This is a genomic window from Rhodococcus mengyinensis, assembly GCF_048381435.1.
GTDB lineage: Bacteria > Actinomycetota > Actinomycetes > Mycobacteriales > Mycobacteriaceae > Rhodococcus_F > Rhodococcus_F opacus_D.
On record NZ_JBLWIT010000138.1, the window covers coordinates 53,319 to 78,741 of the forward strand.

Here is a 25,423-nt window from a genome sequence, read left to right on the forward strand (position 1 = left end):
CTAAGTCGTGGTCCGGGTTCGCTCAGACGATTCGGCGAACGTCGGCCGTGGTCGGGCGCCGACCTCCGACGTGAGGTCTCGTCCAGCGTCGTCTTTGAGCAATAGCACGCACGCTAGGCTCAGAAGGCTCAGCAGGGACACCAGTACCCCGTACATGTAGGCGCCCAAAGCTTGGGTGATGGAGGCGGCGAACAGCGGCGGGATGGCGCCGCCGGCGATGCCCGCGAAGTTGTAGCTGAAACCGGCGGCGCTGTAGCGATATTGGGTGCGGAACAGTTCAGAAAGGAACGCGCCAATCGGACCTGTCGCCGTGCCAGTGATGAACATCGTGATACACATGGCGACGGCGAGGCCGGCGAATCCGCCAGCGTTGAGTACGGGGAACATTATCAGCGGAAAGATCACGGCTGCCGTCGCGGCGACGGCCATGGTCAGGCGGCGCCCGTATCGGTCGGCGGTGAGACCACCCAGGAAGATGCCGATGGTGTAAAACACAGTCGCGGCCAACGCCATGAGAAGCGTCGGCGTTCGAGCGATGCCTAGGTGCGTCCCACCGTAATTTGTCAGGAACGTGATGCCGAGGTAATAGGACGAGTAGATCATCAGCATGGTGCCGGAGGCCAAGATGATCTCGCGTGGCTGAGCCTTGAACGCCTGCACGAAGGGGGCTTTCGGTGCTCCGCGGCGCTCGACTTCGGCCTTGAAGACTGGCGTCTCGTCGATGTTCAGCCGGGCCCAGAGCCCGACCCCGACCAGGATGATGCTGGCGATGAAGGGGACTCGCCATCCCCAGCTCAGGTAATCTTGGTCGCTCATGCCGAGGCCTCCGCCGACCACCAGCGCGCTGCTGAGGATCGCACCGAACCCCCCGCCGAGTGACGCGAACATGGACCAAAATCCGCGTCGGCCCGCAGGCGCATACTCAGCGGTCGTGAGGACGGCGCCCGCCCACTCCCCGCCGACGGCAAGTCCCTGAATAAACCGCAGCGTCACAAGGATTATGGGTGCAAGCACACCAATCTGGGAGGCAGGCGGTATGAAACCGACCAACACGGTGGAGACACCCATAAGGGTTAGGGTTGCGACAAGCGTGCCCTTACGTCCCATGCGGTCGCCGAAATGGCCGAACAAGATGCTCCCGAAAGGGCGGGCCACGAACGCGACACCAAATGTGGCCAGTGACGCCGTTAGTCCAGCCGCATCTCCCAACGCAGGGAAGAAGATGTGAGGGAACACCATTGCGGCGGCAAGTGCAAACAGCCCGAAGTCGGCGAGCTCGATCGTGGTCCCGACACAGCTAGCGATGGCCAGGCGCCGCATCGAGACAGGCCTGGTGCGCGGACTGGCAATTTTGGATCGCATGACGGGCGCTTTTCTCCTTCATTTGGCCAGCGTCGCTGGACTCCGCCGAGCGCGCCGTACAAGCGGGCGCCAAGACTGACTCGCAGTCCATCTACGCATTCAGTTCGCAGATTGGCATAGTCATACTGTTATTTATTGCGTGTGGGATCTGACCTTAGGACCGATCAAGACACAGCGTTGCAAGTGGTCTGGACGTTCCTGGAGCTCGACCAAGGGAAAGTGTCCAGCTCGACACGCTGAAACAGTTTGGCGTGTCGGCAAATTCAGAACAGGGTGCCCGGACGCTGACGCTAGTGACGTCCCGCTGGATAGCGCTCTTGGCGCGAGGCAAATCCTAGGTCGCGTTGCCGTGGAGAAATCTCAACTTCACCAGAGACAACGCGCAGAACTCTAGCTTTGCGCGTCGAACCAGTCGATGACGCTGCGCAGTCCGTCCTCGAGTGACACCGCCGGCGTGAAGTCCAGAACCTGTTTCAGGCGCGCCTGGCTGACCAACTGATACCTGGTCCGGTTCTCGTCGAAGACGATGCTGGCGGGGTCGGCCCCGAGCATGTCGGCCAAGGTTCCGTAGATCTCCTTCGACGTGCGCGGCAACCCCGACACGTTGATCGGCATGCGCGTCGCGTCGGAGAACACCGCGCGTCGGACAGCTTCGGCGACATCGTCGACATGGATCAGGCCGTGTTGTGCCGTCGACGCCCACGGGATCGTCGGTGTGGTGCCCGCACGGATGGCCGTGATGAGGTCGGTCATGAGGGTCGCGTTCGAGCCCGGGCTGCTGCGCGGGCCGTAAATGGTCCCCAACCGCAGAGCTACGTAGTCGGGCCCGCCAGCGGATGCGAACGCTTCGAGGTAGGCCTCGCCGGCCAGCTTCGTTGCCGCGTACATGTTGATTCCGGAACAGGGCCAGGGGTGATCTTCGGCGAACGGCTCGCGATGCGGGTCCTGGAAGGATCCGTAGACGGTGTGCGAGGAACCCAGGACGACCCGCTTGGTGTCGGCGGCGCGCGCGGCGGCGAGTAGGTCATACGTCGCCCCTACGTTGACGTCGTGGGCATCGCGCGGCCGCTCGGCCGATGCCTGGGTGCGGACCGCGGCCAGATGGACGACGACGTCGGTGTCGACGACGAGGGAGGCGATCGCTGACGGGTCTCGCAGGTCTGCCAAATGCACGGACACCCCGTCGAGTCTGCCGAGCTCGTTCAGTCGGGATTCTCCGCCCGCGTCGGTGGCGATAACTTCTGCGCGAGGATCGGTGGCCAGGAGCTCCACCACGTGAGAGCCGACGAACCCTGCCGCTCCGGTCACGAGAACACGCTGGGGCCGTTCATCGGACGGTGAAGTCGGTCGGGTGCTGTCCATGGGTGCCTCCAAGCGCAGGACGCGCGTACGGCGGCGGACCGGCAATACGCGGAGCCTGTTAGTAAAGGATATGATTTTCCTCAGCTGACAATACCAGTATTGTCTGACAAATAAAGGGTAATTATGTAAGTGAACAGCGGAGCACGAAGTCGAGGTGCTCACGCATGGCAGCTCCGGCCTTCTCGGCGTCGCCTGCCTCGATCGCCGCCTCGATCGCGATGTGTTGTCGCACCGTTTTCTGCGCGACATCTGGTGTGACGTCAAGGAATTGGGCGGGGTGCGTTGCGTCATGCACGGAAGCGATGAACGCGGCCAGCAGGCGATTGCCTGATGCGTAGCCGATCGCGGTGTGGAAACGCAGGTCGAGGTCCGGGATGTCTGGATCATCGATGGCAATGTTTTTCTGCTGCTCGATGACGTCCTTCATCGTGGCGATGTCGGCTTCGCTCCGGTTGCGGGCCGCCCACTCCGTGGCGGGGATCTCGAGAACGCGGCGGACCTCGGTGATCTCGTCGATATTCAGCGCGCCAATGCGCACGATGGTGTCCATCGACTCGCTGAGCATCCGGCTGAGGGAATCCGGCGTCACCGTATTCACGAAGCTGCCACCAGCGACGCCCGGAATCTTGCGGATCAGCCCCGCGCTCACCAGCGCTCCAAGTGCTTCTCGAACCGTGGGGCGGCTGACACCGAACTGCTGAGCCAGCTCGGTCTCGGGCGGAAGCTTCTCGCCCTGCGTGAAGCGCCCGTCCAGGATCGCCTCGCGCAGCTGGCCTTCCACCTGGTCACGCGGGCGGGTCACCTGCAGCGCCTTGAACGTGTTGCTTTCGGTGGTCGATGTCATCGGGTCTCCAGCCTGCTTCGTACGCGTCATGCCAGGTCAGCTGACACTTCAACCGCCCTACAGCGTCCATGCTGCAAATTGTCAGCGCTGCAGATCATTGGCCTGTTCGATCTGCAGATGTTTCGTCAGAGGTCGTTAAATCAGACGTTAAAAAATCTGACAGTATTCTACCTGTAGAAGTCATGCTACCTGCAGACGATCCCGGCTACTACTCTCACAACTACAAGTGCTCCCCGATTCACTTCATCGGCGGAGAGGCGGGGCTCTAGTTCGGCCTGTGCACCGGGATCAGAGCAGGCTGTAAAACTTACGGGCCGAGCCTCCGAACATCAGCTCCCGCTCCTCCCGTGATGCCGAACTCGCGAACCGCTTGTAGGCATTCCAGAGCACGCGATACGAGGTGCCCATCTTGTCGACCGGGAAGTTGCTCTCGAACATGCAACGCTTCGCGCCGAACTCCTCGGCGCACACCTCGAGCCAGGGCGACCAGAGACGAGCCAGCTCGTCGGAGCCGGGAGGTTCCGGCGCGGTGAGGTAGTCGTACATGGCTCCGCGGGCCACGAGCCCCCCGATTTTGCACCAGACGTTCGGCCGCTTCGCGACCTGCCGAATGCCGTCCCGCCATTGGTCGAACTGGCCTGATTGGTCCGACGCATAGCGGCCGTACCCCAGAGGGCCACCGCTATGGTTTACCACGACCTTCAAATCCGGAACAGCATCCGCCAGTGCCGCGACGTCGTCCAATTGGGTATGAAACAGCCAGGCGTCGAGGGTGAGCGAGTTTCGTGCCAGGACACGAGCCCCGTCAAGGATTTTCGCTTCTCGGAGCATCCCGGGTCGTTTCCCGGACTGCGTGTTCGCGATCTCGGGACTCGCATCCCATCCGGTGCTGAACCGGACACCCCGAAATCTCCCGCGACCAGCCGCCATGTGCTCTGCCAGAACCGGCTCGACTGCGGCACCCAGTGTGAGGTCGGCGAATCCCACGATGCCGGCCGCCACGTCCACTCCGGCGCTCGACGAACCGGCCGCCGCGGCTACGTACTCGGTCTCCCCGAGCGGCCGCAGTTCGACCGGTCCAGAATCGCGGTAGCCGGCTCCGCATTCCACATAAACCGTGGCCTCGACGTGGTGACCGGACTGGATGTCCGCCTCGAAGCCGGAACGATCGTAGACGTACGGGTGCTCCCAGAGATGGTGATGGGAATCGACGATCGGCAGGTCCGGCTCGAACACCGCCTCTGCCGACTGCTTCGCCAGCCACTCGTCAGACGGTTCGAAGATCGTGCCGAACTCAGTCGGCCGTCCGTGCTCGGAGAGCTTGTAGAAGCGCGCGTCCAGTGCCATGCCTACCCCAGCCATCCGGTTATCAAGGCGGACTCAGCCATTCGATCAGACCTCGCCGCGCGCCGCCGCGACAGCACGCGACTTCCGTGCCGCAGGGTCGAGGAGGATCGCGCCGATCAGACCGGCCGTGCAGATTCCCATGAGGAAGATTGCTGCGTACCAGGGCGTGCCGCCGCCTGCCCCGACGAGGGCCGCCATGACGATCGGCACCGGCCCCGACAGAAGCGCCGCGGATACCTGGTAGGTGATGGCAGAACCTGTGTAGCGAAGCTCCGGCGGGAAGACGGTGGTGAAGAGCAGCGCGGTAACCGAATACGCCACTCCATGGCCGATTCCCAGGCCGATGATCATTGCCGCGATGATGGCGATGGGGTTGCCTGTGTGAATGATCCAGAAGACCGGAATCGGAGCGACCGCCAGCAGTGTCAGGGCAGAGAGGAACACTCGCTTCGGGCCGATACGGTCGGAATTCCAGCCGACAATCCCCACACAGGCCAGGTGAACCAATCCCGCAACGATGACTGCCATCAGCACGGTCGTCTTCGCCAAGCCGGCCTCGGCCGACCCGTAGTTCACCGCATAGGTGCTGTACGCGTAGAAAGCCGCACCGAGTCCACCGTTGGCGAATCCGAGCGCCAGCATCGTCCGCCAGTGGTTGCGAATGACTTCCCTCGCCGGGTTGCTGACGAGAGCGTTCTCTGCCTTCTTCTCCTCGAACACCGGCGATTCTTCCAGCTTTAGCCGAATGAACAGCGCGATCGGGAAGATCAATGCACTGACCAGGAACGGAATACGCCAGCCGTAGCTCTCCAGCGCGTCCTCGGGCATGAAGTAGGCGGCCAGGCTGACAAGGTTGGCCCCCACGAGGGCCGCCGGAATACCCATCTGAGCGACGCTGGTGTAGCGCCCGCGCAGGTGTGGCGGCGCATGCTCAATCGACATGGTGGCGACGCCGGAGAACTCACCACCGGCCGACAGACCTTGAATCATCCGGAACAGGACGAGCAGCAGCGGGGCCCAGAAACCTATCTGATCGTATGTGGGCAGCAGGCCGGTCGCGATCGTGGCCACGCCCATGCCGATCAGGGTCATGAACAGTACCGACCGCCTGCCAAGACGGTCGCCGAGGTGGCCGAAAATGAACGCGCCCAAGGGCCGCATGAGCCACGCCGATGCGAAGGTGCCGAAGGCAAACAAGGTGCCGACGGTGGGGTTGTACGTAGGGAAGAAGAGCTTGTTCAGCACCAGCGCGGCTGCGACGCCGTAGACGAAGTAGTCGTACCACTCGAGCGCGGTACCCAGGAAGAGGGCCGTGCCGAGCCTGGCAAAGCTCGTCTTACGAGGTGGGGACGATTGGCCGGATATCGCATCTGGCTGCATAGTGCTCATGATTCTGCCTTCAGGTTTGGGATGGAGAAGTAAGCGCGAGGCACAATCTCGACCTGCCGACATTTCGCCATGAGGGCACGAGAGGTACCGACGCCTTTCCGGTCGAGAGCTATTTGCAATGTTGCGTATTTGCTCTGCAGCACAGCGATACGCTGATCTAGGGCTTCGCCGGAATTCGGACATCTGGGTTGCGAGCGGACATGCCAAACGCCGGTAGACGAACATGTTCGTCCCCGCTGACGTACAGCTGAGCTCCGTGTCGGTGCTTTGAGAACAGAATTATTACCTGCTGCCCTCAACTGTTCGACCAGGCGCGACCCGGTGAATCCAAAAGCGACTACGAGTACAACGTCCCTCGGTGTCACAGTGAGTTCTCCTACTCATCTCGCGTGGCCCGGTCGGGTCTTCCGGCACCCGAAGCCGAGATCCCCCATGTATCGCTTGTTTCGCTGCACTTATTGACACGGGGGTGACTGTGATTGCGCTCACTCGGTGATCAGTAGACCAGACTATTATCTGACTGTCAAACATCTAGCAATGGCGCGTCTGTTATTGTTAGCACGGCTTGTCGCTTGGCAACGCCTGGGACTCACTCCCATCAAGCTCCGAACGGCCCGAACGGGCCTCCGCGCCAGTTGTGGTGTCCGACAGAACGTACTGCCGAAAGTTCCCCAGGTTCGTTTATGCGGCGTTCATGCTCGATGTGTTCCCCCGACGCGGGTCGTAGGCCGGCAAGTGTTGACCTAACTGCGCACCGATCTCGCACTGGACGCGTAGGAGATGGGATTCAGGCCGTCACGACGACCAGGATCTTCGGCGCCGGGCACCCTGCACCCGAACCGTGGCGTGCAATACCTGGCCGTCCGCTACAGCGAACACCTAAGTGCGGTCGGCAACACGCCCAGCGGAGGTGTTCGGGTGATGGGCGGGGGCGCGCGATGATGAGGCGTGCCTGATGATCTCGATGATGGTGGTTCGTTCGAGGTAGCCCCTGGCGCAGCCGGGCAAACCTGATTCCGGGTGCCGAAGCCACTGGTGGATAAGAAATTTCGTGCGTTTGACCCGGATGAGGGTTTGTTGCTGCCGCCACCGGTCGACGACTGGGTGCCCGCCGAGCCTCTGGCCTATCGCGGAACTCGTCGACGAGCACCTGGACTTGACCCGGATCCCCGACGCGTACACCGAGAGCCGCGGCGCCCCAACATGATCCGAGGCTGATTGTGCTCATCCTACTCAACGGCTGCACCACCGGAGTGCGCTCGTCCCGGGCGATCGATCGCAAATGCACCGATGACGTGGCTGTTCCGGTGCTCGGAGCGGGGTGGCGGACTATCCGGCGATCACCCGGGTCCGCAAGCGGCGCCCGTCCGCCCTCGGGCCCTGTTCGTACAGGCGTTGGCGTTGCCAGGCCGCGGGCATGATCAGGCTGGGCGGTTGTTGGACGGGACGAAGTTGCGGACTAACGCCTCCAAAACCCAAGGCGACGAGCTACGCCCGCATGTCGGAGAAGGAGGAGGCCCTCGCCGCGAGGTCTCGACGAGGCCGAAGACGCCGAGCTCAGCGAGAACCGGCGTGGCGACGAGCTGCCCGAGGTATCGCGGCATCGGGAACCCGGTTGGCGACGATCCGGGAGGCGAAGGCCGCCCTCACGGAAGAGGCTCGGCAGGCGGCACGGGAGCGGACCGGGACGACGGCTGACCGGCGACGGGGCCTTCGCGCAGTGTTCCAACGCGGAGGTCGTGGTCGACGAGAAGCCTCAGGGATCGCGGCCACCGACGTGCACACAAATGCCGTCGATGCCGGCAATCTGATGCCGATGACCGAACAGACGGCGGCGAACACCGGGCAGGTCCTCGCCGACTCCCACTACTACTCGGCCGACAACTCGGACCGGGCCGCCGAGTTCGCCGCCGAACAAGGCATCTAATTCTATGTCGCGAGCGGGCGCCGGTCCCGTGACCGGGCATCGGTGCCATGGCGACCCACCAGCGGCGTCCTCGCGGGCGGATCCCCAAGCCCGCGAACGGCAAGCAGCGCGTGGCCTGCAAACGGGCTACCCGGAAAGGTCGGGCGGCATAGGCCCGCCGGAAGGCCACCATCGAACCGGTCTTCGGTCAGATGAGCACCATGCACAACGCCAAACAGATATTGAACCATCAGCCCTGCAAGAAGTTCCCTCGAAACCGATCGAATCAGTCTCCCGTGACGCCTGGGCCCAACGCCGCCGGCCGTCCCCACTGACTACACGGCTCTGCAGCCAGCCCTGGTCGCGCTATTCGACCAGGACTTATCAGGACAGGCTAGAGGCGGGGAAGTACACGTGCCTCTTCTTCGAACCCGTACACCGACTTGACTTCGAGGTACTCCTCCAAGCCGTAGACGCCCATTGAGCGGCCGATACCCGATTCCTTGTAGCCACCCATCGGTGTAGTCTGATTGGGACTGGAACCGTTGTAGCAGATACGACCCGCGCGAAGTCCGGATGCGAACTCGTACCCGCGCTTGCGGTCCTCGCTGAACACGTAACCGCCAAGTCCGAAGATCGAATCGTTGGCAATCTCCAACGCTTGTTCCTCTGTGCGGTACGGCATGACGACCAAGACCGGACCGAAGATCTCCTCCTTGGCCAAGGTCATGTCGGGAGTGACGTCCGCCAGGACGGTGGGCTTGCAGAAAAATCCCTGGTCGAAGCCGTCGATACGCCCCAGGCCGCCGGTGACGACTCGCGCCCCTTCCCGCAGCCCGATCTCGATATGACGCTGAACACTGTTGAACTGCTGCGCGTGAACGAGCGGTCCGTGCGTGGTGTTCGGATCGCTCGGGTCGCCGACTCGCATCAGGTTGATCGCGTCGACCAAGAAGGGAAGGATGTCCTCCACTTGACTCTCGTGCACCAGCAACCGGCTCGGCGCATGGCAGGATTGGCCGGAGTTCGAGAAGCCGCGCTGAATGTTGAAATGTGCGGCCTTCTCCAGGTCGCCGTCGGTCAGCACGATGTTCGCGGACTTGCCACCCAGCTCCAGGCAGGTTCGCTTGACAGTCTGAGCGGCCGCCTCGCCCACCTGACGTCCCGCGGTGGTCGAACCGGTGAACGAGATCATATCCACGTCCGGGTGCCGCGAGAGCCGGTCGCCCACCACACTGCCACGACCGATTACCAGGTTGAATACACCCGGCGGAGTTCCCGCTTCATGCATGACTTCTGCCAGTGCAACGCCCGAGGCGGGCGATGCATCCGATGGCTTGAGCACCATTGTGCAACCCGCAGCGATTCCGTAGATGACTTTAATGACGGAGGTCTGAATCGGCCAATTCCATGGTGAGATGAGGCCGCACACGCCGATCGGTTCTCGTCGAATGATGGTGTCGTCGAGTTGCCGTTCAAACTCGTAATCTCGGATCACGTCCCGCGCGACTCGCATGTGACCGGCCGAGGACTTCACCTGGCCTTTGAACGAAATGGGGATGCCTACTTCTTTGGCGATCAGCTCGGACAGCTCCGTCTCGCGGCGCTCGTAGGCCGCAATAATGCGGTCGATGAGTTCGATGCGCTCATTGACCGAGGTCCTGGAGAAGCGAATGAACGCTCGCTTAGCTGCCGCTACTGCGAGGTCCACATCATCGACTCCGCCGCCCGAGGAGACAGTCGCCCACGGCTCTTCCGTCGCTGGGTTGATCAAGGGACGGGTCCCCGAGATGGACGGCGAGACCCATTCGCCGTCGATGTACAACTTGTCGAAGTGGTCCATTGACTTCCTCCAAAGCGAGCAGATTTGCTTAATGTCAGACTAATTATACGACTGCTTGGTGTCAACCTTTTTCTCATTCTAAGGGGAGGCACCCGCAACACCGTCGGTACTGACCCCTATACCAGCATCAACGGCCGCGGTGACCACGCTGCATGCGGGTAGGGTTGACGACCCGGCGACGTGGCTACCGGAAAGCCGCCCGCGGACCACCGACACCGGCGACCGCGCGGAGATGCGAATCTGCAGCCACTGTGGCTGCGACCTCCTCCCCACCGGGACACATCACATGCCATTCCAGTGCCTGTCCGCCAGCGGCTTCCAATTCCCGTGCCGCGGCCGCTCGCACGGTCGCCAGCCCGGTGCCGGAGGCGCCGACGGACAAGTCATAGGTTGGATTCATCGCGATTCTCCGGGCGAGGTTGCCGACCGGGCGGGGCGTTCATGTGGCCGGCGCGGAGAAACCAAGCCCCACGGACGGATTGACGAACAATCCATCTATAGGTAATAGTGTGACAACCTTCACTTAGGTCAGTCAGTTTTCCTTGATGTCAAGAAAGTGTGTCTAGGTCAATGCGCTTACAGGTCAAGCACCGGTACCTGGCGCGCCACCCTCAACGCGTGGGCTGTGCTGATGTTGCTGATCGTCGTATCGCTGGCAGTGACACTTGCCAGCCTGGCGGGCGACCCCATTTGGGTGGCGTCTGCGTCGGCGAGTGTTCTCGCGCTTGCCACGTTCGGTATCGTCAGCAACCTGATCAGCTGCCGGACCGGTGGCTCCCCCTCGCGGACCGGTCTCGCACATCAGGTGCTCCGCTACTTCGCTGGAACGTCCGTCCGTCTTGCGCGGGAACGCATGTTTTCTCGCCGGAGTGGTTTGTTGCGGTCGTGGGGCGGCACTACTCACCCCGCTGTCCGCTGGGTCGCCGAGGGCAGCGCGAGCTCTCGGCATCCGAGTTGCCACTCGTACGGTTATCGAGTGTTGCGGCTTGTCAGTGCCACAACGGATTTCGCTCGCGAAGCACGCCAAGGCGGCCCTCGACAGCAACATCGCCGCGCTGCGCGGCGAGGACCCTACGGCCCAGTGCCGGTCAACCCGTCCGCACATCAGGGTAAGCGTCGAGTGGAATCAGTTGTGATCAGTCTTCCTTGTACAGAACAGTTTTCGGAGGCGAAATGAGCTCGACCATCCAAGGGCTACCCGAGGGCAGCATCGTGCCGGATACTGAAGCCCAGCGCCGGCTGGACACCGGCCAATGGTCGGTCACCTCGTTGAGTACGTTTCTCGACGATGCGGTAGTCAAGTACCCCCAGCGGGTGGCGGCGGTAAGTGTTGACCACCATGGTCAGGCGGTACGGGAAATGACGTTCGCGGAGCTGGACGAGATGAGCCGCAGGGTCGCGGCGGGGCTACAGGCGCGGGGCGTGCGTCCCCGTGACGTGGTGACGGTGATGATGACGAACTCGGCAGAGTTTCTCGGGATCGTCTACGGCATCCTGCGGGCGGGTGCGACGTACTCGGGAATTCCGATCACGTATGGGACCCACGAAGTCGAATTCATGACCAAGACAACCGGCACAAAGATGCTGATCGTGTCCCGCTTCCACGGCGGTCGCGACGTCGTGTCCACGGCAATACCCGCGAGAGTGCGCGACGACGAGGGACTGGAGGTCGTGATCGTCGGCGAGCCAGTCGGTGACACCGTCACGCTCGATTCCCTGATGTGCCCAGCCGACACGTTCGAGCCGGTTCCCGTCGACCCTCTCGGGATCGCGCAGCTCGCCTTCACGTCGGGAACGACGAGCGAACCGAAGGCCGTGATGAATCTGCACACCACGCTTGACGTGGTGGTTCGCGGCTGGGCCGCCCATGTCGGGCACGACTCGCTCGGGCAACCGATGCGCAACCTCGTCATGTCGCCAGTCGGACATTCGACGGGATTCTTCTGGGGAGCCCTTCTGACGGTGCACCTCGGAGGCACGGCGGTCTTCGTGGAGAAATGGAGCCCGGAAGTCGGGGCACAGATCATCCACGGGGCTCGCATCACCTGCATGGTCGGCTCACCGACTTTCCTGATCGACTTGCTGCGGACCGCCGGCCTCACCCGAGAGGAGGCTGACACGCTCTCACTTATCGTCGTAGCCGGTGCGCCGATCCCGCGGCCGCTGATGGCCGAGGCGGAGCGAGCGCTCGGATGCGCGGTGATTCCCGCGTGGGGTATGACCGAGTTCGGTATTGCGGTCTCCGGCCGGCCGGGTCTCGGGAACATCAACCGTGAGACCGATGGTGTGCGGCTCGACAGTGCCGAGATCAGCATCCGCGATCCCGAGGGTGCCGAGGCGCCCGACGGCACCGAGGGTGCCTTGTGGCTGCGCGGTACGGGCATGTTCGTCGGGTACTACCACCGTCCTGAGGCGACGCAGGAGGCATTCGACGGCGAGGGTTGGTTCGCGACCGGCGACACCGCGGTGCGTGATTCGCAAGGGTCGGTGACCATCACCGGCCGCACCAAAGACATCATCATCCGTGGAGGCGAAAACATCCCGGTGGGCTCAGTCGAAAGCCTGATCTTCCGGCATCCCGGGGTGACCGAGGTGGCGGTCGTCGGTTATCCCGACGAGCGGCTCGGTGAACGAGCATGTGCATTCCTGCGTTGTCAGGCGGGCACGTCGTTGAACGTCGACGAACTCCGGATCTTCTTGACCGAGTCCGGCCTCGCCAAGCGGTACTGCCCCGAGCGGGTGATAGTCGTCGACGATATGCCGAAGACCATGAGCGGAAAAATCCGCAAGGTCGAGCTGCGCGAGCGACTCGCCGTCGGAGCGTCCGCACAGCCATCCGGAACCGTCAGCACGTGATTCTAGATGGCTCAATCTGCACCAGTAACCTACTCGACTTTCACTTTGATTGAAGGTGTTTGATGTCCGGGTCTCCCTCCGCTGCCGACGTGAGACGCGTGGGTCTTGCCAGCCTGATGGGCACGACGATCGAGTACTACGACTTCTTCGTGTACGGCACGGCAGCTGCGCTGGTGTTCGGTCAGGTCTTCTTTCCGAACTCGAATCCACTGACCGGGACCCTCCTGTCGCTCGCGACATTCGGGGTGGCATTCGTGGCACGCCCGCTTGGTGGAATCATTTTCGGCCATCTCGGGGATCGTGTGGGCCGCAAGGCCGCGCTGGTGACAACCTTGTTGATAATGGGGGTCGCGACCGTCGCGATCGGGCTGGTTCCCTCCTACGGTGCCATCGGGATCGCGGCACCGATCCTGCTGGTCGTCCTTCGGTTCGTGCAAGGCATCGCGCTGGGCGGTGAGTATGGCGGGGCGGTCTTGATGACAGTCGAGCACAGCCCGCCAGGCAAACGGGGCTTCTACAGCTCCTGGGTGCAGACCGGCGCCCAGTTCGGACTGATTATTGCCAACGTCGTGTATCTGGTCGTCGGGTCTGCGATGGGCGACGACGCCTTCCTGAGTTGGGGATGGCGTATTCCGTTCTGGGTCAGCAGCCTGCTGGTGATTCTTGGGCTGATGATTCGGCTGCGGCTGGAGGAAAGTCCCGAGTTCAAGGCGCTCAAAGAGTCCAACGACATCCTTCCTGCCCCTGTCCTGGTCGTCTTTCGTCATCACATGAAAGAAGTTCTGCTGATCGCCGGCGCAGCCGTCGGCAATTCCGTGACGTTCTACGCGGCGACTGTGTTCGGTCTGTCGTATGGGGCCACAAAAGGCTTCAGTCGCAACGAGATGCTGGTGATCATCATCGTGGCAGCGGCGTGGGTCATCGCGGCGAGTATCTTCGTCGGCGCCCAGAGCGACGCCTTCGGCCGCAAGCCGATTTTCATCATGGGCAACCTGGCGATTGCCGCGACGGTCTTCGGATGGATGAAGGCCATCGACACCGGCAATCAGGCTGTGGTGTTGATCGCGTATCTGGTACTGCTGACCGGTTATTCGATGACGTGGGGCACCATCGGCGTCTTCTTCGCCGAAGCGTTCCAGGGTGCAGTCCGGTACACAGGCCTGTCGCTCGGATTCACCATCGGCGTCATCGTCGGTGGCGCAGTGACGCCCCTGGTTCTCACCAAGCTCGTCGCCGACACGTCTTCGGCGATGCCAGTAGTGCTTTGGGTCGCCGGGTCGACGATCCTCTCAGCCCTGTGTGCCATTCCCATGAGGCAGATCGACGACGGCGTGGGAGGGCTCGGTACCACGCCCAGTCGAACCGGTCGAACGGCTCCACAGCTTTGACAGCAGCACCCATCTATTGCAAACTGCCATACTGCGTCCCAAGAGGTTTCGTCGGTCCTGTAAGGCCATCGCTGTGGTCGCTGCAAGAGAACTGTCGCCAGGAGCCTTCATCGAAGGACATGCGACGGGGGCATCATCGAGCGATTCCGCGTCAATCACCTCCAACGAGTATGAGAACGCATTTCCCGGGCGCAGTCCATGGAAGCGCTCAGCTCGACGGCCGACATTGCCGACTACCGTGCTGTCGTGGGGCCGCCCACACGTTCGGTCGGTTCTTCACCGGTCAGGTCATCGCCGCGGGCAAGTTCCCGCCGGCCAAGGTTCTGATCGCAGGAGCCGGTGTCGCCGCGATCGGCGCCGCGAGCAGCCTCGGTGCGATCGTGCGTACAACCGATCCCGAATAAGAGAGGACCGAGATGCGCACTACAGCAGACTCTTCCGTATCGTCCCGGCTTCCCATGACTTGGTTCTGGGACTGGCAGCTCCGAGCACGCTGCCGCGGGATGGACATCAATGTCTTCTTCCCCCTGGATGACGAGACACGCGGTGACCGTCTTCGTCGAGAGCGCGTTGCCAAGCAGATATGTCTCGGCTGCCCCGTCCTACGCGAGTGCCGCAGCTACGCTGTGGCGTCGCTGGAAGAAAGCGGGATCTGGGGTGCCACCTCCGAAGTTGACCGCCGGTACCTGGCCCGCTCGTCGCCTCGGCGGACCGGCGATCCAGAAACCACCCACCCACGAGTGCCGCCACAGCATTTGGCGCCAAGAGGATTACGCAGGCTCACCGGGTGAACAGCCTCGCCGAGTGGCGTGAGTGCATATCTGGGCAGACGCGAGCCTGTCTCGACCATAACGAAGGCCTCAGACAGGGCGCACAACTTTGGACGATTGAACGTAACGCGCATCATTCACTTCGTTCGTCGGCGACGATTACCGTTCTGACTACGCGGTTGAATCTAGTTGCTAACGAATCGCGTGCTGGCCAATGCGCCATTCGCGAGACCTCCGCGTGGGAGCGCCCTCGGAAGAGGAGGCGAATACCACTGATTGATAGGTCGTTTCAGGGTCTGCTGATCGTTGTCGCCTCTTCGTCGCGATGGATTAATATTCGCCAGCTTGACGAGCACGGTTAATGACTTACAATTATCTAAGTGGGTCCACCATGCCAACGGTAGACGTGACGCACAGTATTCCCGTTGATCAGCCCCGCCAGGAGCTTTACAGCTCGGAACTCTACGGCTGGCGGGTAGTTCGTTGCTTTTGCAGAGGTGACTGCACCACTCAGTTCGATCGATAGGAGCGCAATGCCCGAAGGCAACCAGAGAAAGTACCTGGAGCAGCAAGAACTCGGTGCATGTTCGACGTCGCCGCCCCTCTCCAGCGCCGGTACACGTATGGCCGACATCCCAGTAGCTCTACGTAAGCATGGGAGGGATTGGCGTTATCGTCGACGCGCAGACCTGCAAAGGGCACTCTTGGGACTTCCCCACCCAAGCGCTGATCCACAGGATTTCATTGGATTCGCCCACTCCTGGCTGCCGTATGGCGGCGCGCCGGACGAGGACATCTTTGAGAAATTCGGGATGACACGTACACGCTTTATCGAACGACTCTGGCACACAATTCGGGAGTCTCATGCCGATCCACGTCTCTCTGCGAGGTTGGCCGCCGTTTACCGTCCACCTGGCACAGGTTGGAGAAAGCCAGTAACTACTGGCACAGGTAGAGAAGCCAGTAACGAACGACCCGAATGACTTTCTGAGAAACTGAATAGCACGACACGAAACGTGTTACAACGTTGATGATTAAGAAAATGCCGTGAGCCGGCGTTCTCCTCGATGCGGGAGGTGCAATTGGGCTCCGGGAGATTGGGACGATCCAGGTCTGCTGTGCGAGCAACCGGCCAGGGGCAGCCTCCCCGGGGTGACGTCCTTGCACCGAGTCCGTTGACGTGCTCGACGAGGGTTGCGTTCGCGGTCGGATTCTTCTCGGTGAGCCGTGGGACCTTGTTGCGCACATCCCGTCGGTGAACGTCGTTGTGGAGCGCACGGTGCCGGCAAATTCCTTGCCGAGCGGACTGAACGGGACCTGTCCGATTCCAGCCCGGCCAGGGTTGGCAAGATCTCCCCCGTGTCCACAGCAAGTACTCGCTGCAGGACGGTGATCCGCTGATGTCACGGAAGATTCCTCGGACAGCCCGAAGTGCCGCGCCTTGCCCTCATGAATCAACTCCCCTACGGTCCCCACGACGTCCTCGACAGGCAGGCACATCTGAGTCGACGCGGTGCTGGTAGAACAGGTCGCTTCGGTGACGCCTCGGGGATGCGACGTATCCGCTCTGGTCGGCTCGAGACGGAACCGTGTTGCCTTCGATGCGCCAACCACTTCGTGGCAATTACGACCTGGTCACGAACCGGTTCAACTACCTCATTGACGTTGGGCTGCGGGTCGACGCGACCACATCTAATCCTGCGGTAGGCCGATCGCCAGGGGATCACGTTGGCGAGCACGGTCTCTACGATTCCCCGGCGACAGGGCAGCATCACGGGCCCCGGTAGTCCCGCACCGTGCGCAGCCGACGGCCGACCGTGGTGATTCGCGGCACCGCACCACCCCGTAGCAGGTCGTCGCGACCCGAGGGAGTTCTCGTCGAGCGCCCTTCCTGTAGTGGTGGTTCACAGGGTGTCCATCGAAGGCAATCTGGAGAAGCTCCCGGCCACCGGACGCGCTGGGTGGTTCGATGCACAGGGAGCCAGACCAAGCCGGACTGGCGATAGGTCGCCGGATGACAACATGCGCGAGCTCATGCCCCCTACGGGGACCGCTTTTGTACGGCCTGCATCCTGTCGGAGCAGGTCAGTGTACGGGAGCGTTTGTCGCACACCTGCCCCACTCGGGTTCTGGGAATTTCAGTCTCCGGATCGACTCGCGACGTTCCATTTGTCTCGCCCAGCGCATCCATCGACTACAATCTACAATACTGTCATATCTTTTACGTAGTCTGCGTGGGATGTAGGGGAGCCAGATGTTTACACCACAGCAAAAGGGATTCCCGCCGAGGTGATCGCGCACCCCTTGGAGGACGCCTGCATCTGCGAGACTGTAGGACAATTGCCGACCGCCGAACGGTCGCGCGTCCAACCACAACTGGAGACCCGATGGCATCTACCGCAAACAAATCCTTCAAGGCGACGCAGGTCACCCGGCCGCGAGATCAGGTGGAGGCACAGCTCCGGGAAGCGATCTTGGACGGTCGTTTCGCGCAGGGCGACAAGCTTCCGCCCGAGACCGAGCTCGCTCAGCTGTTCGGTGTGAGTCGACCCACCGTTCGCGAGGCCCTCGGCGCCCTCGTCAGCTCTGGGCTGATTCGCAAGATCCCTGGCGTCGCTGGCGGCAGTTTCGTCAACACCGTGACGCCCGACTCTCTGAGCCAGATGCTCAGCGAGTCAATGGACACTATTTTGCGAATTGGCGCGCTAGACGTCGACGAGATCACCGAAGTCCGTCGTGTTCTCGAGATCCCCGCGGCGCAGTGGGCGGCGCGCAACCGCAGCGATGAGGATATCGCCACGATGCAGTCAGTCATCGACCAGCAGAAGAAGATCACCATCGACGACCCGAACATTCCGGAATACGACCTGCGTTTCCACACCGCCATCGGTTTCGCCTCCGGCAATCGCCTGCTGGCCGCATTCATCGCCGCGGTGCACAACGCCACCCATCCAGCGCAGTTCCTCGAGGTCACCCGCGATGTTGCACAAAAGACAGTTCGGCAACACATCGCCATTGCCAAGGCCATCGAGTCAGGCGATGCGGACAAAGCTGGGGAGGAGATGCGCAAGCATCTTGACTTCGTTCTTCGCTACTCACTACCTTGCTGATTCTCGAGAACTGCGTGCAAAGTCTTCCGAAGTTAGTTGTTATCCGACCAGTAAGTTGCAGTTTGCTCATCCGCCGCCAAATGACCCGTCGCCCGGTGGTAGGCAGCGAGGGGACCGCAGCCGCGGTCCCCTCGCTGTGACCGTTGACTGGCCACTATCCGGGTGCCAGTCAGCGACGTCGGCTACCGATCGGGCTCTCCGATTCGGTGCAACCGGCCTGGAAGCGCCGGTGATGACCCACTTGAACGATGACAGTGTGGACGTGGTCGATATCCCTGCGAAGCTGGCCGCGCGGGGGCGGCTGCTCTCCACCAGTCACGGCCAAGAGAAGTCCGGTCGGCGCTTCGAGTTCCGTTGAGCAGAACCGGACCTTCGACATGCATGTCCATGCCCGACGCGTCCTCGAAGCGGATACGTTTACCACCGACCATATTGTTGACCAGCACACTGAATTTCGGCTCCGGATTGCCATCAGCGCGAGCAGCAGCTCTCGGCCCTAGGGAGGCGAAGGATGACCCGATCAATTCCTCGGTTCAGGTTCGCCCAGAACAGACTGGCGCCGGCGCGGTCCAGCGGCCACCGGTCGGCATTGCTGCCGCGGACTCCGTGCACGGGCCTCCACTCCACGCCGTCGCTCATCGGCGGGTCTATGGTCGGTGGTCGTTCCAGTCGATCTATACCCCCGGCTCGAGTTCCCGCCTCTACCTCCCTCTCACCCGGCAGCCGTCTCGCGCGCCGCGGTAAGTCGGGTGTCCCGGGCCACGAGCATGCTTTGTACCTGGTTAGTCCCGTCATAGATCTCTGCGATCTTCGCATCGCGCAGCCGACGTTCCGCGCCGACCGAGACTCGGTCACCGTCGGGACCGAGCAGCTCGACACAGCTCGCCGCAACCCTGGTGCCCAAGGTGGTGCAGTGCATCTTCAGCAGTGAGACCTCGGCGACCGGTTCGTCTACGCTCTGGTCGACCTGATCGGACACCGACATCAGCATGGCGCGAGCGGCAGTGATCTCTCCGCGGAGACGCGCAAGATCGAACTGGAGATCCTGCGCTTCGGCAACCTTCGACGACAGCAAATCACGCTCCATCGCCCAGGCAACGACGGAGTCGAAGGCGCCCTGTGCGAAGCCGACGCCCTGCGCGGCGGCACTGATGCGCGAACGGGTCACCGAACGCAGTAGCAACGCATAGCCTTCGCCCTCAGCGCCCATCCGGGCGGCCACCGGAATCCGGCAATCTTGGAAGGACAACGCAACGGTGGAAGCGCCCTTCTGCCCCAGCTTCTTCATCGGCGCCCCGGCCTCGAATCCCGCAAGTCCCGCGGTCTCCAGCAGGAATGCGGTCACTCCGCCCTTTCCGCGCGAGGGGTCCACCGTCGCGAAGAGGACTATGACGTCCGCTCGATCGCCGTTGGAGATAAAGGTCTTCTCGCCGTTGACGACGTACTCATCGCCCTCGCGACGGGCCACGGTGCGCATCGCCCCGACATCCGAGCCGGCTCCAGGCTCGGTGAGCGCGATCGAGCCGACAGCCGACCCGTCGCAGAGCCGAGGAACCCAGGTCTGGATCTGTTCCGGGGAGCCCTGCAGCTGGATCGGGTGGGCGCAGTGCATCTGCGTCATGTACACCGTAGAGGTAGAACCGCAGGCCGCGGCGATACGAGACAGCGCCTCTGCATAGGTTGCCGTGCTGGTTTCTGCACCGCCCAGGGACTTCGGGGCCAGCATGACGCCGAGCCCGGATTCCGCGAGATCGGCCAGCCCGGCTGTCGGGAATTCGGCGGCGATGTCGACCGCGGCCGCCTGCGGTTCGATCGTGCGCTCGATCACTCGGTCAACGGCGTTGACCACATCTGGATCGACTGACGCCCACTGTGATTTCATGATTCCTCCCGCTCGAAGATCGGCGCCCGACGCTCGGCGAAGGAGATGATCCCCTCCTGGCCGTCACGCGAGGCGATGGAGATCGCCGCCAGCGCGGCCTCGTGATCCAGTGCGGAGGCGACGAATGCCGGACGCGCGGCATCGAGGATGTTGGCGGTGCCGCGTCGGCTCCCGGTGGCAATTAGCTCGGCCAGACGGCGTGCTTCCGTCGCGGCTTCGGCGGGTGCCAGTGGCGGCACCGACAGCAGGCCGATCTGCCAAGCCCGATCGGCGTCGATCCGCTCGCCTCCCAGCATGAGTAGCAGGGCGGCCGGCTTGCCCACGGACATCGCGAGCCGTTGCGTACCACCGAATCCTGGAATGCAGCCGATACGCGCCTCGGGCAGTCCGAACCGGCTACGACTCGATGCCACCACCAGGTGGCAGGCGAGCATCAGCTCGAAACCGCCGCCGAGCGCGTAGCCGTCGACTTCGGCGATGACGGGGACGACAGAGTCGGCGATCGTCGACATGGTCCGCTGTCCGGCATGGATGAAGGCCTGTGCGTCCTCGATCGGAAGGGCGCGGATCTCATCGAGGTCCGCGCCGGCGCTGAAGGCGCGTTCCCCACTGCCGCGGATCACGATGCAGCCCACCGAGGTGTCGTGGCGTGTTCCTTCGACCGTGTCTCGGATCTCGCGCAGCACCTGCGCGTTGAGTGCGTTGAGCTGTTCGGGGCGGCTGATCTCGATGGTCAGCACTCGCCCGTCCTGCGAGGTCTCGATCACGGAACCCACAATGTCTCCCTTCCTACCAGTTCGGAGATGGTCTTCTCATCGAGCCCGATCTCGGTGAGGATCTCGCGGCCATGTTCGCCGCGCATGGGTGCCGGAATCCGGGCTTGCCGGTCTTCGGGATCGGACGCCAGTCGCCATGGCGCTCCCACGCCGCGGAACACTCCCGCCACCGGGTGCTGGTAGTCGACGATCGCCTTGCGGGCCTCGACCTGTGGGTCGGCAACCACTTCTGACAGGAAGTTGATCCGGCTACAGGGCACGCCGACGTCTTGCAGCAGCTTGAGCGCCTCATTGGAGGACAGTGCGTTCAGGCGTTCCTGGAAGGCTCCGACGACCTCTTCGCGGTTGGCCCGGCGATCGGCATTGGTCGCCAAGTCCTCGCGCTGTGCCAGTTCGTCGAGTCCCAGCGCGGCGCAGGACCGCTGCCAATGCCGATCGTTGCCGATCGCGACGACGATGGGCCGGTCCGCGGTACGCATCGGCTGGTAGATCGCGACCACCGAATCGGTGCCACCGCAGGGCTTGGGTTCTTCGTCGCCGGCCAGGAAGCTGGCAATGCGCGGCGACATGAATGCCAAGTCGGCCTCCAGGAGAGCGACGTCCACGATCTCGCCTTGGCCGGTCTGCTGCTGACGCACCAGTGCCGCAGCCACCGCGAAGGCTGCAACGGTGCCCGCGGCCACATCTGAGAGCGCGGTGCTGACCCGCTGTGGGACTCCGTCGACGCCGGTCACGCTCATCATCCCGGACCGTGCCTGGGCAATCAGGTCGTAGCCGGGCAGCCCGGCATCCGGACCGGTGAGCCCGAAGCCGGAGAACGCGCAGATCACCAGCTGTGGGAAACGTTCGCGCAGGCCGTCGAGACCGAGTCCGTGCTTGTCCAGTTTCACCGGGTTCAGGTTCTCGATGAAGACGTCGGCGGACTCGAGCAGCTGGAATAGGACCTTGCGGCCCTCCTCCCCGCGGATGTCGAGACACATGCTGCGCTTATTGCGGTTCACCGAAAGGAACCAGGCTGCCTCACCATTGAGAAAGGGCGGCCCCCAGCCCCGGGCATCATCGCCCCCCAGAGGTTCGATCTTGATGACGTCGGCACCCATGTCGGCAAGGTACATCGAGGTCGTCGGTGCGGCGTAGGAGGAGGAGATGTCGACGACTCGCACGCCGTGCAATGGCCCGCTGCCTGTACTCATGCTCGTCTCCTTCGCCTCTGCTGATCTGGTTTCATGTGACGTCATTGGTGCCGTCCCGTCCGCGGACCCAAGCCGCGTTCGGCGACCCGTGCGACGTGCAAGCGTCTGCCGCCGGTGCGCGCCTGGATGCCGATTGCGTCACGCAGCAGCCCGGTGAGCGGGTACTCGTCGATGTAGCCGTAGCCGCCGTGCGCCTGAATGGCGTCAATGCACACCGACGTCGCCGCACGTCCGGCGGTGGCGGCGAGGTTGTCGATCGAGGTGCGGTCCTCCAGTGCCCGATCCAGGGCAGTCTCGACTCCAGCCACCGTGAGATCCATGTCGGCGACGAGCGCGCGCAGCCCGGCGAAGGACCCGATTGGCACTCCGAATTGATGCCGTTCGAGCACATAGGATTGGGTCTCTGAGAGTGCTCTTCGAGCTACGCCCGCGAGAGCGGCGCCGGTGAGCAGATCCCACAGGAAAGCGGCCTCGGCGGCGGAGCCTTCGAGGGCGGCGGCACCGTCGGGAATCGTCACCGAGACGAGGTCCGCCCGCTGCAGCCCCGTGCGGGCCTCGTGGTCCACCGACGGTGCCAGATCCGCCCAGGACACCACGTGCAGGGAGGACGTGGTGCTATCCAACACCACCACCGCGTCCGGTCCCAGGGCGCCGGCCAGCACCGGACGCGATCCCGGAACGGCGAGGGCGAAGGTCGGTTCGGTGGCGGCCTCGGCATCGATGGCACGATCGGCCACGTACCGGCTCGCCAGCACGAACGCCAGCGAGGGATCGGTCTGGGCGACGGTCCGAACGGTGTACGCCAGCCACTGGAGGGCGTCGGGTTCGTCCGCTGTGTCCCGCGCGAGTTCCAAGAGGCCGGTCTCGCTCAGCGAGTTCCGCATGGCAGACAGCGCACTCTCGCCGTCAGCTGCCGAGGAGACGACCTTCGAGACGACCGCGAGAAAGTCTGTGAGTTCTGGGCTGACTGAAGTCACCGGTGGAACCTCGCACGGTCGGGTTCGCGCCGCTGCTCGAAGGACTGCGACATCTCGTCCGCTTCCTGGGTGCTGCGGTAGGCCGTGAGCAGCAGGTCGTGCGCGATGCGCGCCTGCCCGACGACGCCTGAGTGACGACCAGAGAAGGCGGTTTTCAGCGCGCTGAGGGCGAACGGGCCTCGCTGCCGGAGAGTTTGAGCGATCTCGTGGGCATGTGCCACCGGGTCGTCGGCGATGTCGTTAACTAGTCCCATGTCGAGCGCCTGCTCGGCAGTGTATTTACGGTTGAGGTACCACATCTCCTTGGCCCGTCGCCGGCCGATCGTTTCCTCCAGGTACCAGGTGCCATAACCGGCATCGAAGCTGCCGACCATCGGGCCGACCTGCCGGAATATTGCGTGCGGTGCGGCAACGGTCAGGTCGCAGACCACCTGCAACACGTTGCCCCCGCCGACCGCGTAGCCGTTAACCGCTGCGATGACGGGCTTCGGCATGGTGTCGATGAACTCGTACAGGTCGATCACCGGCATCACGCTGGAGTAGTCCAGCGAGGCAAGCTCCTCGTGCTCGCCGCCGATGCAGAAGAACTTGTCTCCCGCGCCGGTCAGCACGGCGACGTCGATGCTCTTCGTCTCACGCACCATGCGGAAGGCGTCGAGAAGCTCCCTCGCGGTCACGAAGCGGAGCTTGTTGGCGTTTTCCGGGCGGTTGATCGCGATGGTCGCCACCCCTGCATCCACAGTGACGACGATGTCCTCAAATGTCATAGCACTACCACTTCCGCAACGTCGGTCTGACCGTGGCCAGCCCTTCCTAGTTGGTAACTTGTTGACAGCAAGTTATATTATCTTACAGATAGTTGCAAGGGTCCCCACCCTTTCAAGCGAGCCACGAACCGAGGAGACGCGATATGACCACAGCTTCCACCCCGATCTGCGTAATCGGAGCGGGCACCATGGGACGTGGAATCGCACAGGTGGCACTGACCGCGGGCCATCCGGTGAGCCTGGTCGATCCGCAGCAGGCCCAGCTGGAGGCCGCCGCCACCGAACTCGCGGCACGCCTCGCCAAACGCCATCCGGAGGTCGCAGCCAACCTGGATGCACAGCTAGGCACGTATGCCGCCATCGATCAGGCCCCCAACCACCCGGACACCGTTGTGATCGAAGCCGTCCTCGAGTCGCTGGAAGTAAAGGCCTCGGTATTCGCCGCAGCCGCCAAACACTTCGGGGACCGGTGCATCCTGGCCACCAACACCTCCTCGCTGTCGGTAACCGAGATCGCCGCCCGCTCGCCGCTACCGGATCGCGTGGTCGGATTGCACTTCTTCAATCCGGTTCCGGTGATGAAACTGGTCGAGGTAGTCACCGGCCTGCAGACCGATCCGCAGGTCACGGATCGCATCGACGAACTAGCCGTGACCTGGGGCAAACAGGTGGCGCGCGTCAAGAACGCCCCCGGCTTCATCGTCAACCGGGTCGCACGTGGCTTCTACGGCGAGGCGCTGCGGGTCCTGCAGGAACAGGCCGCCTCGCCCGCCACGCTGGACGCCGCATTGCGGGGCGCCGGGCAGTTCCGGATGGGTCCGTTCGAACTGATGGACCTGATCGGCAACGACGTCAACGCCGCAGTCACCCGATCGGTGTGGACCGCGTTCAACTTCGACCCACGCTTCGAACCCTCCCGGATCCAGGACGAACTGGTATCGGCAGGCCGCTACGGACGCAAGCGCGGCCACGGCTTCTACTCGTACGCCGAGGACGCGGCCCCTCCGTCTCCGGCTCTCGTCAGCCCCGGCGACCTTCCCGGCACCGTCGGCTTGCGCGGACAGTGTGGTCAGCTGAAGGCGATCATCAGCCGCGCGGACATCGCCGCCGAACCGCTCGACGGTGACGGCACCGAGCTCGTACTCGACGAGGCGATCGTCATGGTCACCCGCGGACTGACCGCCCACGCCGAGTCCGCAGCGCGGGGAGGGGCGCCGGTGGTGGTGATCGATCGATGGATCTCGGCGGAGAACGCCACCGGGCTCGCGGTGGCCGCGTCGCATCCCGAGGCACTGTCGACGGTCGCCGCGTTACTGGACCGCGCGGGCATTCACGCGTACCCGGTCGACGACGTGCCTGGTCTCATTGCGGCCCGGACTCTCGCGGTGATCGCCAACGAGGCCTGGGAGACGACCCTGCACGGGGTCGCGACCGCCGATGACATCGATGTTGCGATGCGGTTGGGCACCAACTACCCGGCCGGCCCATTCGAGTGGACCGCGGTCTGGGGCGCGGGCGCAGTCGTGGGGATCCTCGACCGGCTGTGGGAGACGTACCACGACACTCGCTACCGTGCGAGCCGAGCCCTCCGGGACGCCGCCGTCATCTGACGCGGCAGACGCACAGAGCACCCTCGTCAGAAGGAAGGGAG

16 protein-coding genes and 1 pseudogene are annotated in these 25,423 nt (G+C 63.3%); 6 read left to right on the top strand and 11 right to left on the bottom strand.

The features are described from left to right. The 6 genes from ACNJ7E_RS34770 to ACNJ7E_RS34795 form a co-directional block, all read right to left on the bottom strand. Entirely contained in the window at window positions 1-1,362 is a 1,362-nt protein-coding gene (locus tag ACNJ7E_RS34770) for an MFS transporter (protein ID WP_418342023.1), read from the bottom strand. 390 nt (window positions 1,363-1,752) lie between these two features. Then, the gene (locus tag ACNJ7E_RS34775) at window positions 1,753-2,670 is read right to left on the bottom strand and encodes an NAD-dependent epimerase/dehydratase family protein (RefSeq protein WP_418342024.1); all 918 of its coding nucleotides are present in this window, start codon (window positions 2,668-2,670) and stop codon (window positions 1,753-1,755) included. 175 nt (window positions 2,671-2,845) lie between these two features. Further along, on the bottom strand, window positions 2,846-3,568 hold the full coding sequence (locus ACNJ7E_RS34780; RefSeq protein WP_418342025.1) for a FadR/GntR family transcriptional regulator: 723 nt from the start codon (window positions 3,566-3,568) through the stop codon (window positions 2,846-2,848). Window positions 3,569-3,856: 288 nt separating this feature from the next. Continuing rightward, the gene (locus ACNJ7E_RS34785; RefSeq protein ID WP_418342026.1) at window positions 3,857-4,915 is read right to left on the bottom strand and encodes an amidohydrolase family protein; all 1,059 of its coding nucleotides are present in this window, start codon (window positions 4,913-4,915) and stop codon (window positions 3,857-3,859) included. Window positions 4,916-4,960: 45 nt separating this feature from the next. Next, window positions 4,961-6,304 carry an MFS transporter gene (locus ACNJ7E_RS34790; protein WP_197436105.1) on the bottom strand — a complete coding sequence of 448 codons (1,344 nt, stop codon included), beginning with the start codon at window positions 6,302-6,304 and terminating at the stop codon, window positions 4,961-4,963. A 2,300-nt stretch (window positions 6,305-8,604) separates the two neighbouring features. Then, complete coding sequence (locus ACNJ7E_RS34795) at window positions 8,605-10,053, bottom strand: aldehyde dehydrogenase family protein (protein WP_005242222.1); 1,449 nt, start codon at window positions 10,051-10,053, stop codon at window positions 8,605-8,607. A gap of 1,173 nt (window positions 10,054-11,226) precedes the next feature. Between ACNJ7E_RS34795 and ACNJ7E_RS34800 the strand changes: the two genes are divergently transcribed. The 5 genes and pseudogenes from ACNJ7E_RS34800 to ACNJ7E_RS34820 all read left to right on the top strand — a co-directional run bounded on the left by ACNJ7E_RS34800 (window position 11,227) and on the right by ACNJ7E_RS34820 (window position 18,177). Then, window positions 11,227-12,909 (top strand): AMP-binding protein, encoded by a 1,683-nt coding sequence (locus ACNJ7E_RS34800; protein ID WP_418342027.1) that lies wholly within the window; start codon window positions 11,227-11,229, stop codon window positions 12,907-12,909. 98 nt (window positions 12,910-13,007) lie between these two features. Beyond that, window positions 13,008-14,297: an MFS transporter gene (locus tag ACNJ7E_RS34805; RefSeq protein WP_418342028.1), complete on the top strand. Its 1,290-nt coding sequence runs from the start codon at window positions 13,008-13,010 to the stop codon at window positions 14,295-14,297. Between the two features lie 177 nt (window positions 14,298-14,474). After that, window positions 14,475-14,695: pseudogene (locus ACNJ7E_RS34810) on the top strand (Re/Si-specific NAD(P)(+) transhydrogenase subunit alpha); the annotation flags it as partial. A gap of 60 nt (window positions 14,696-14,755) precedes the next feature. Further along, the gene (locus ACNJ7E_RS34815) at window positions 14,756-15,088 is read left to right on the top strand and encodes a WhiB family transcriptional regulator (RefSeq protein WP_418342029.1); all 333 of its coding nucleotides are present in this window, start codon (window positions 14,756-14,758) and stop codon (window positions 15,086-15,088) included. 2,366 nt (window positions 15,089-17,454) lie between these two features. Continuing rightward, window positions 17,455-18,177 carry a FadR/GntR family transcriptional regulator gene (locus ACNJ7E_RS34820; RefSeq protein WP_005242230.1) on the top strand — a complete coding sequence of 241 codons (723 nt, stop codon included), beginning with the start codon at window positions 17,455-17,457 and terminating at the stop codon, window positions 18,175-18,177. Between the two features lie 712 nt (window positions 18,178-18,889). Here ACNJ7E_RS34820 and ACNJ7E_RS34825 read toward each other — a convergent pair. Genes ACNJ7E_RS34825 through ACNJ7E_RS34845 form a run of 5 tightly spaced genes read right to left on the bottom strand, consistent with a single transcriptional unit; the run spans window position 18,890 to window position 23,772 of the window. Continuing rightward, window positions 18,890-20,059 (bottom strand): acyl-CoA dehydrogenase family protein, encoded by a 1,170-nt coding sequence (locus ACNJ7E_RS34825; RefSeq protein ID WP_418342030.1) that lies wholly within the window; start codon window positions 20,057-20,059, stop codon window positions 18,890-18,892. Next, a complete protein-coding gene (locus ACNJ7E_RS34830) occupies window positions 20,056-20,826 on the bottom strand; it encodes an enoyl-CoA hydratase/isomerase family protein (protein ID WP_418342031.1) in 771 nt (256 codons plus the stop codon). Before ACNJ7E_RS34830 ends, ACNJ7E_RS34825 begins: the two co-directional genes overlap by 4 nt. After that, window positions 20,823-22,073 carry a CaiB/BaiF CoA transferase family protein gene (locus tag ACNJ7E_RS34835; RefSeq protein WP_418342032.1) on the bottom strand — a complete coding sequence of 417 codons (1,251 nt, stop codon included), beginning with the start codon at window positions 22,071-22,073 and terminating at the stop codon, window positions 20,823-20,825. The genes ACNJ7E_RS34830 and ACNJ7E_RS34835 overlap by 4 nt, the downstream gene beginning before the upstream one ends. Further along, window positions 22,070-23,005, bottom strand: a complete 936-nt coding sequence (locus tag ACNJ7E_RS34840; RefSeq protein ID WP_418342033.1) for an acyl-CoA dehydrogenase family protein — start codon at window positions 23,003-23,005, stop codon at window positions 22,070-22,072. The genes ACNJ7E_RS34835 and ACNJ7E_RS34840 overlap by 4 nt, the downstream gene beginning before the upstream one ends. Then, a complete protein-coding gene (locus ACNJ7E_RS34845) occupies window positions 23,002-23,772 on the bottom strand; it encodes an enoyl-CoA hydratase-related protein (RefSeq protein ID WP_005242237.1) in 771 nt (256 codons plus the stop codon). The genes ACNJ7E_RS34840 and ACNJ7E_RS34845 overlap by 4 nt, the downstream gene beginning before the upstream one ends. 143 nt (window positions 23,773-23,915) lie before the next feature. Between ACNJ7E_RS34845 and ACNJ7E_RS34850 the strand changes: the two genes are divergently transcribed. Then, the gene (locus tag ACNJ7E_RS34850; RefSeq protein WP_418342034.1) at window positions 23,916-25,382 is read left to right on the top strand and encodes a 3-hydroxyacyl-CoA dehydrogenase; all 1,467 of its coding nucleotides are present in this window, start codon (window positions 23,916-23,918) and stop codon (window positions 25,380-25,382) included. Window positions 25,383-25,423 lie beyond the last annotated feature (41 nt).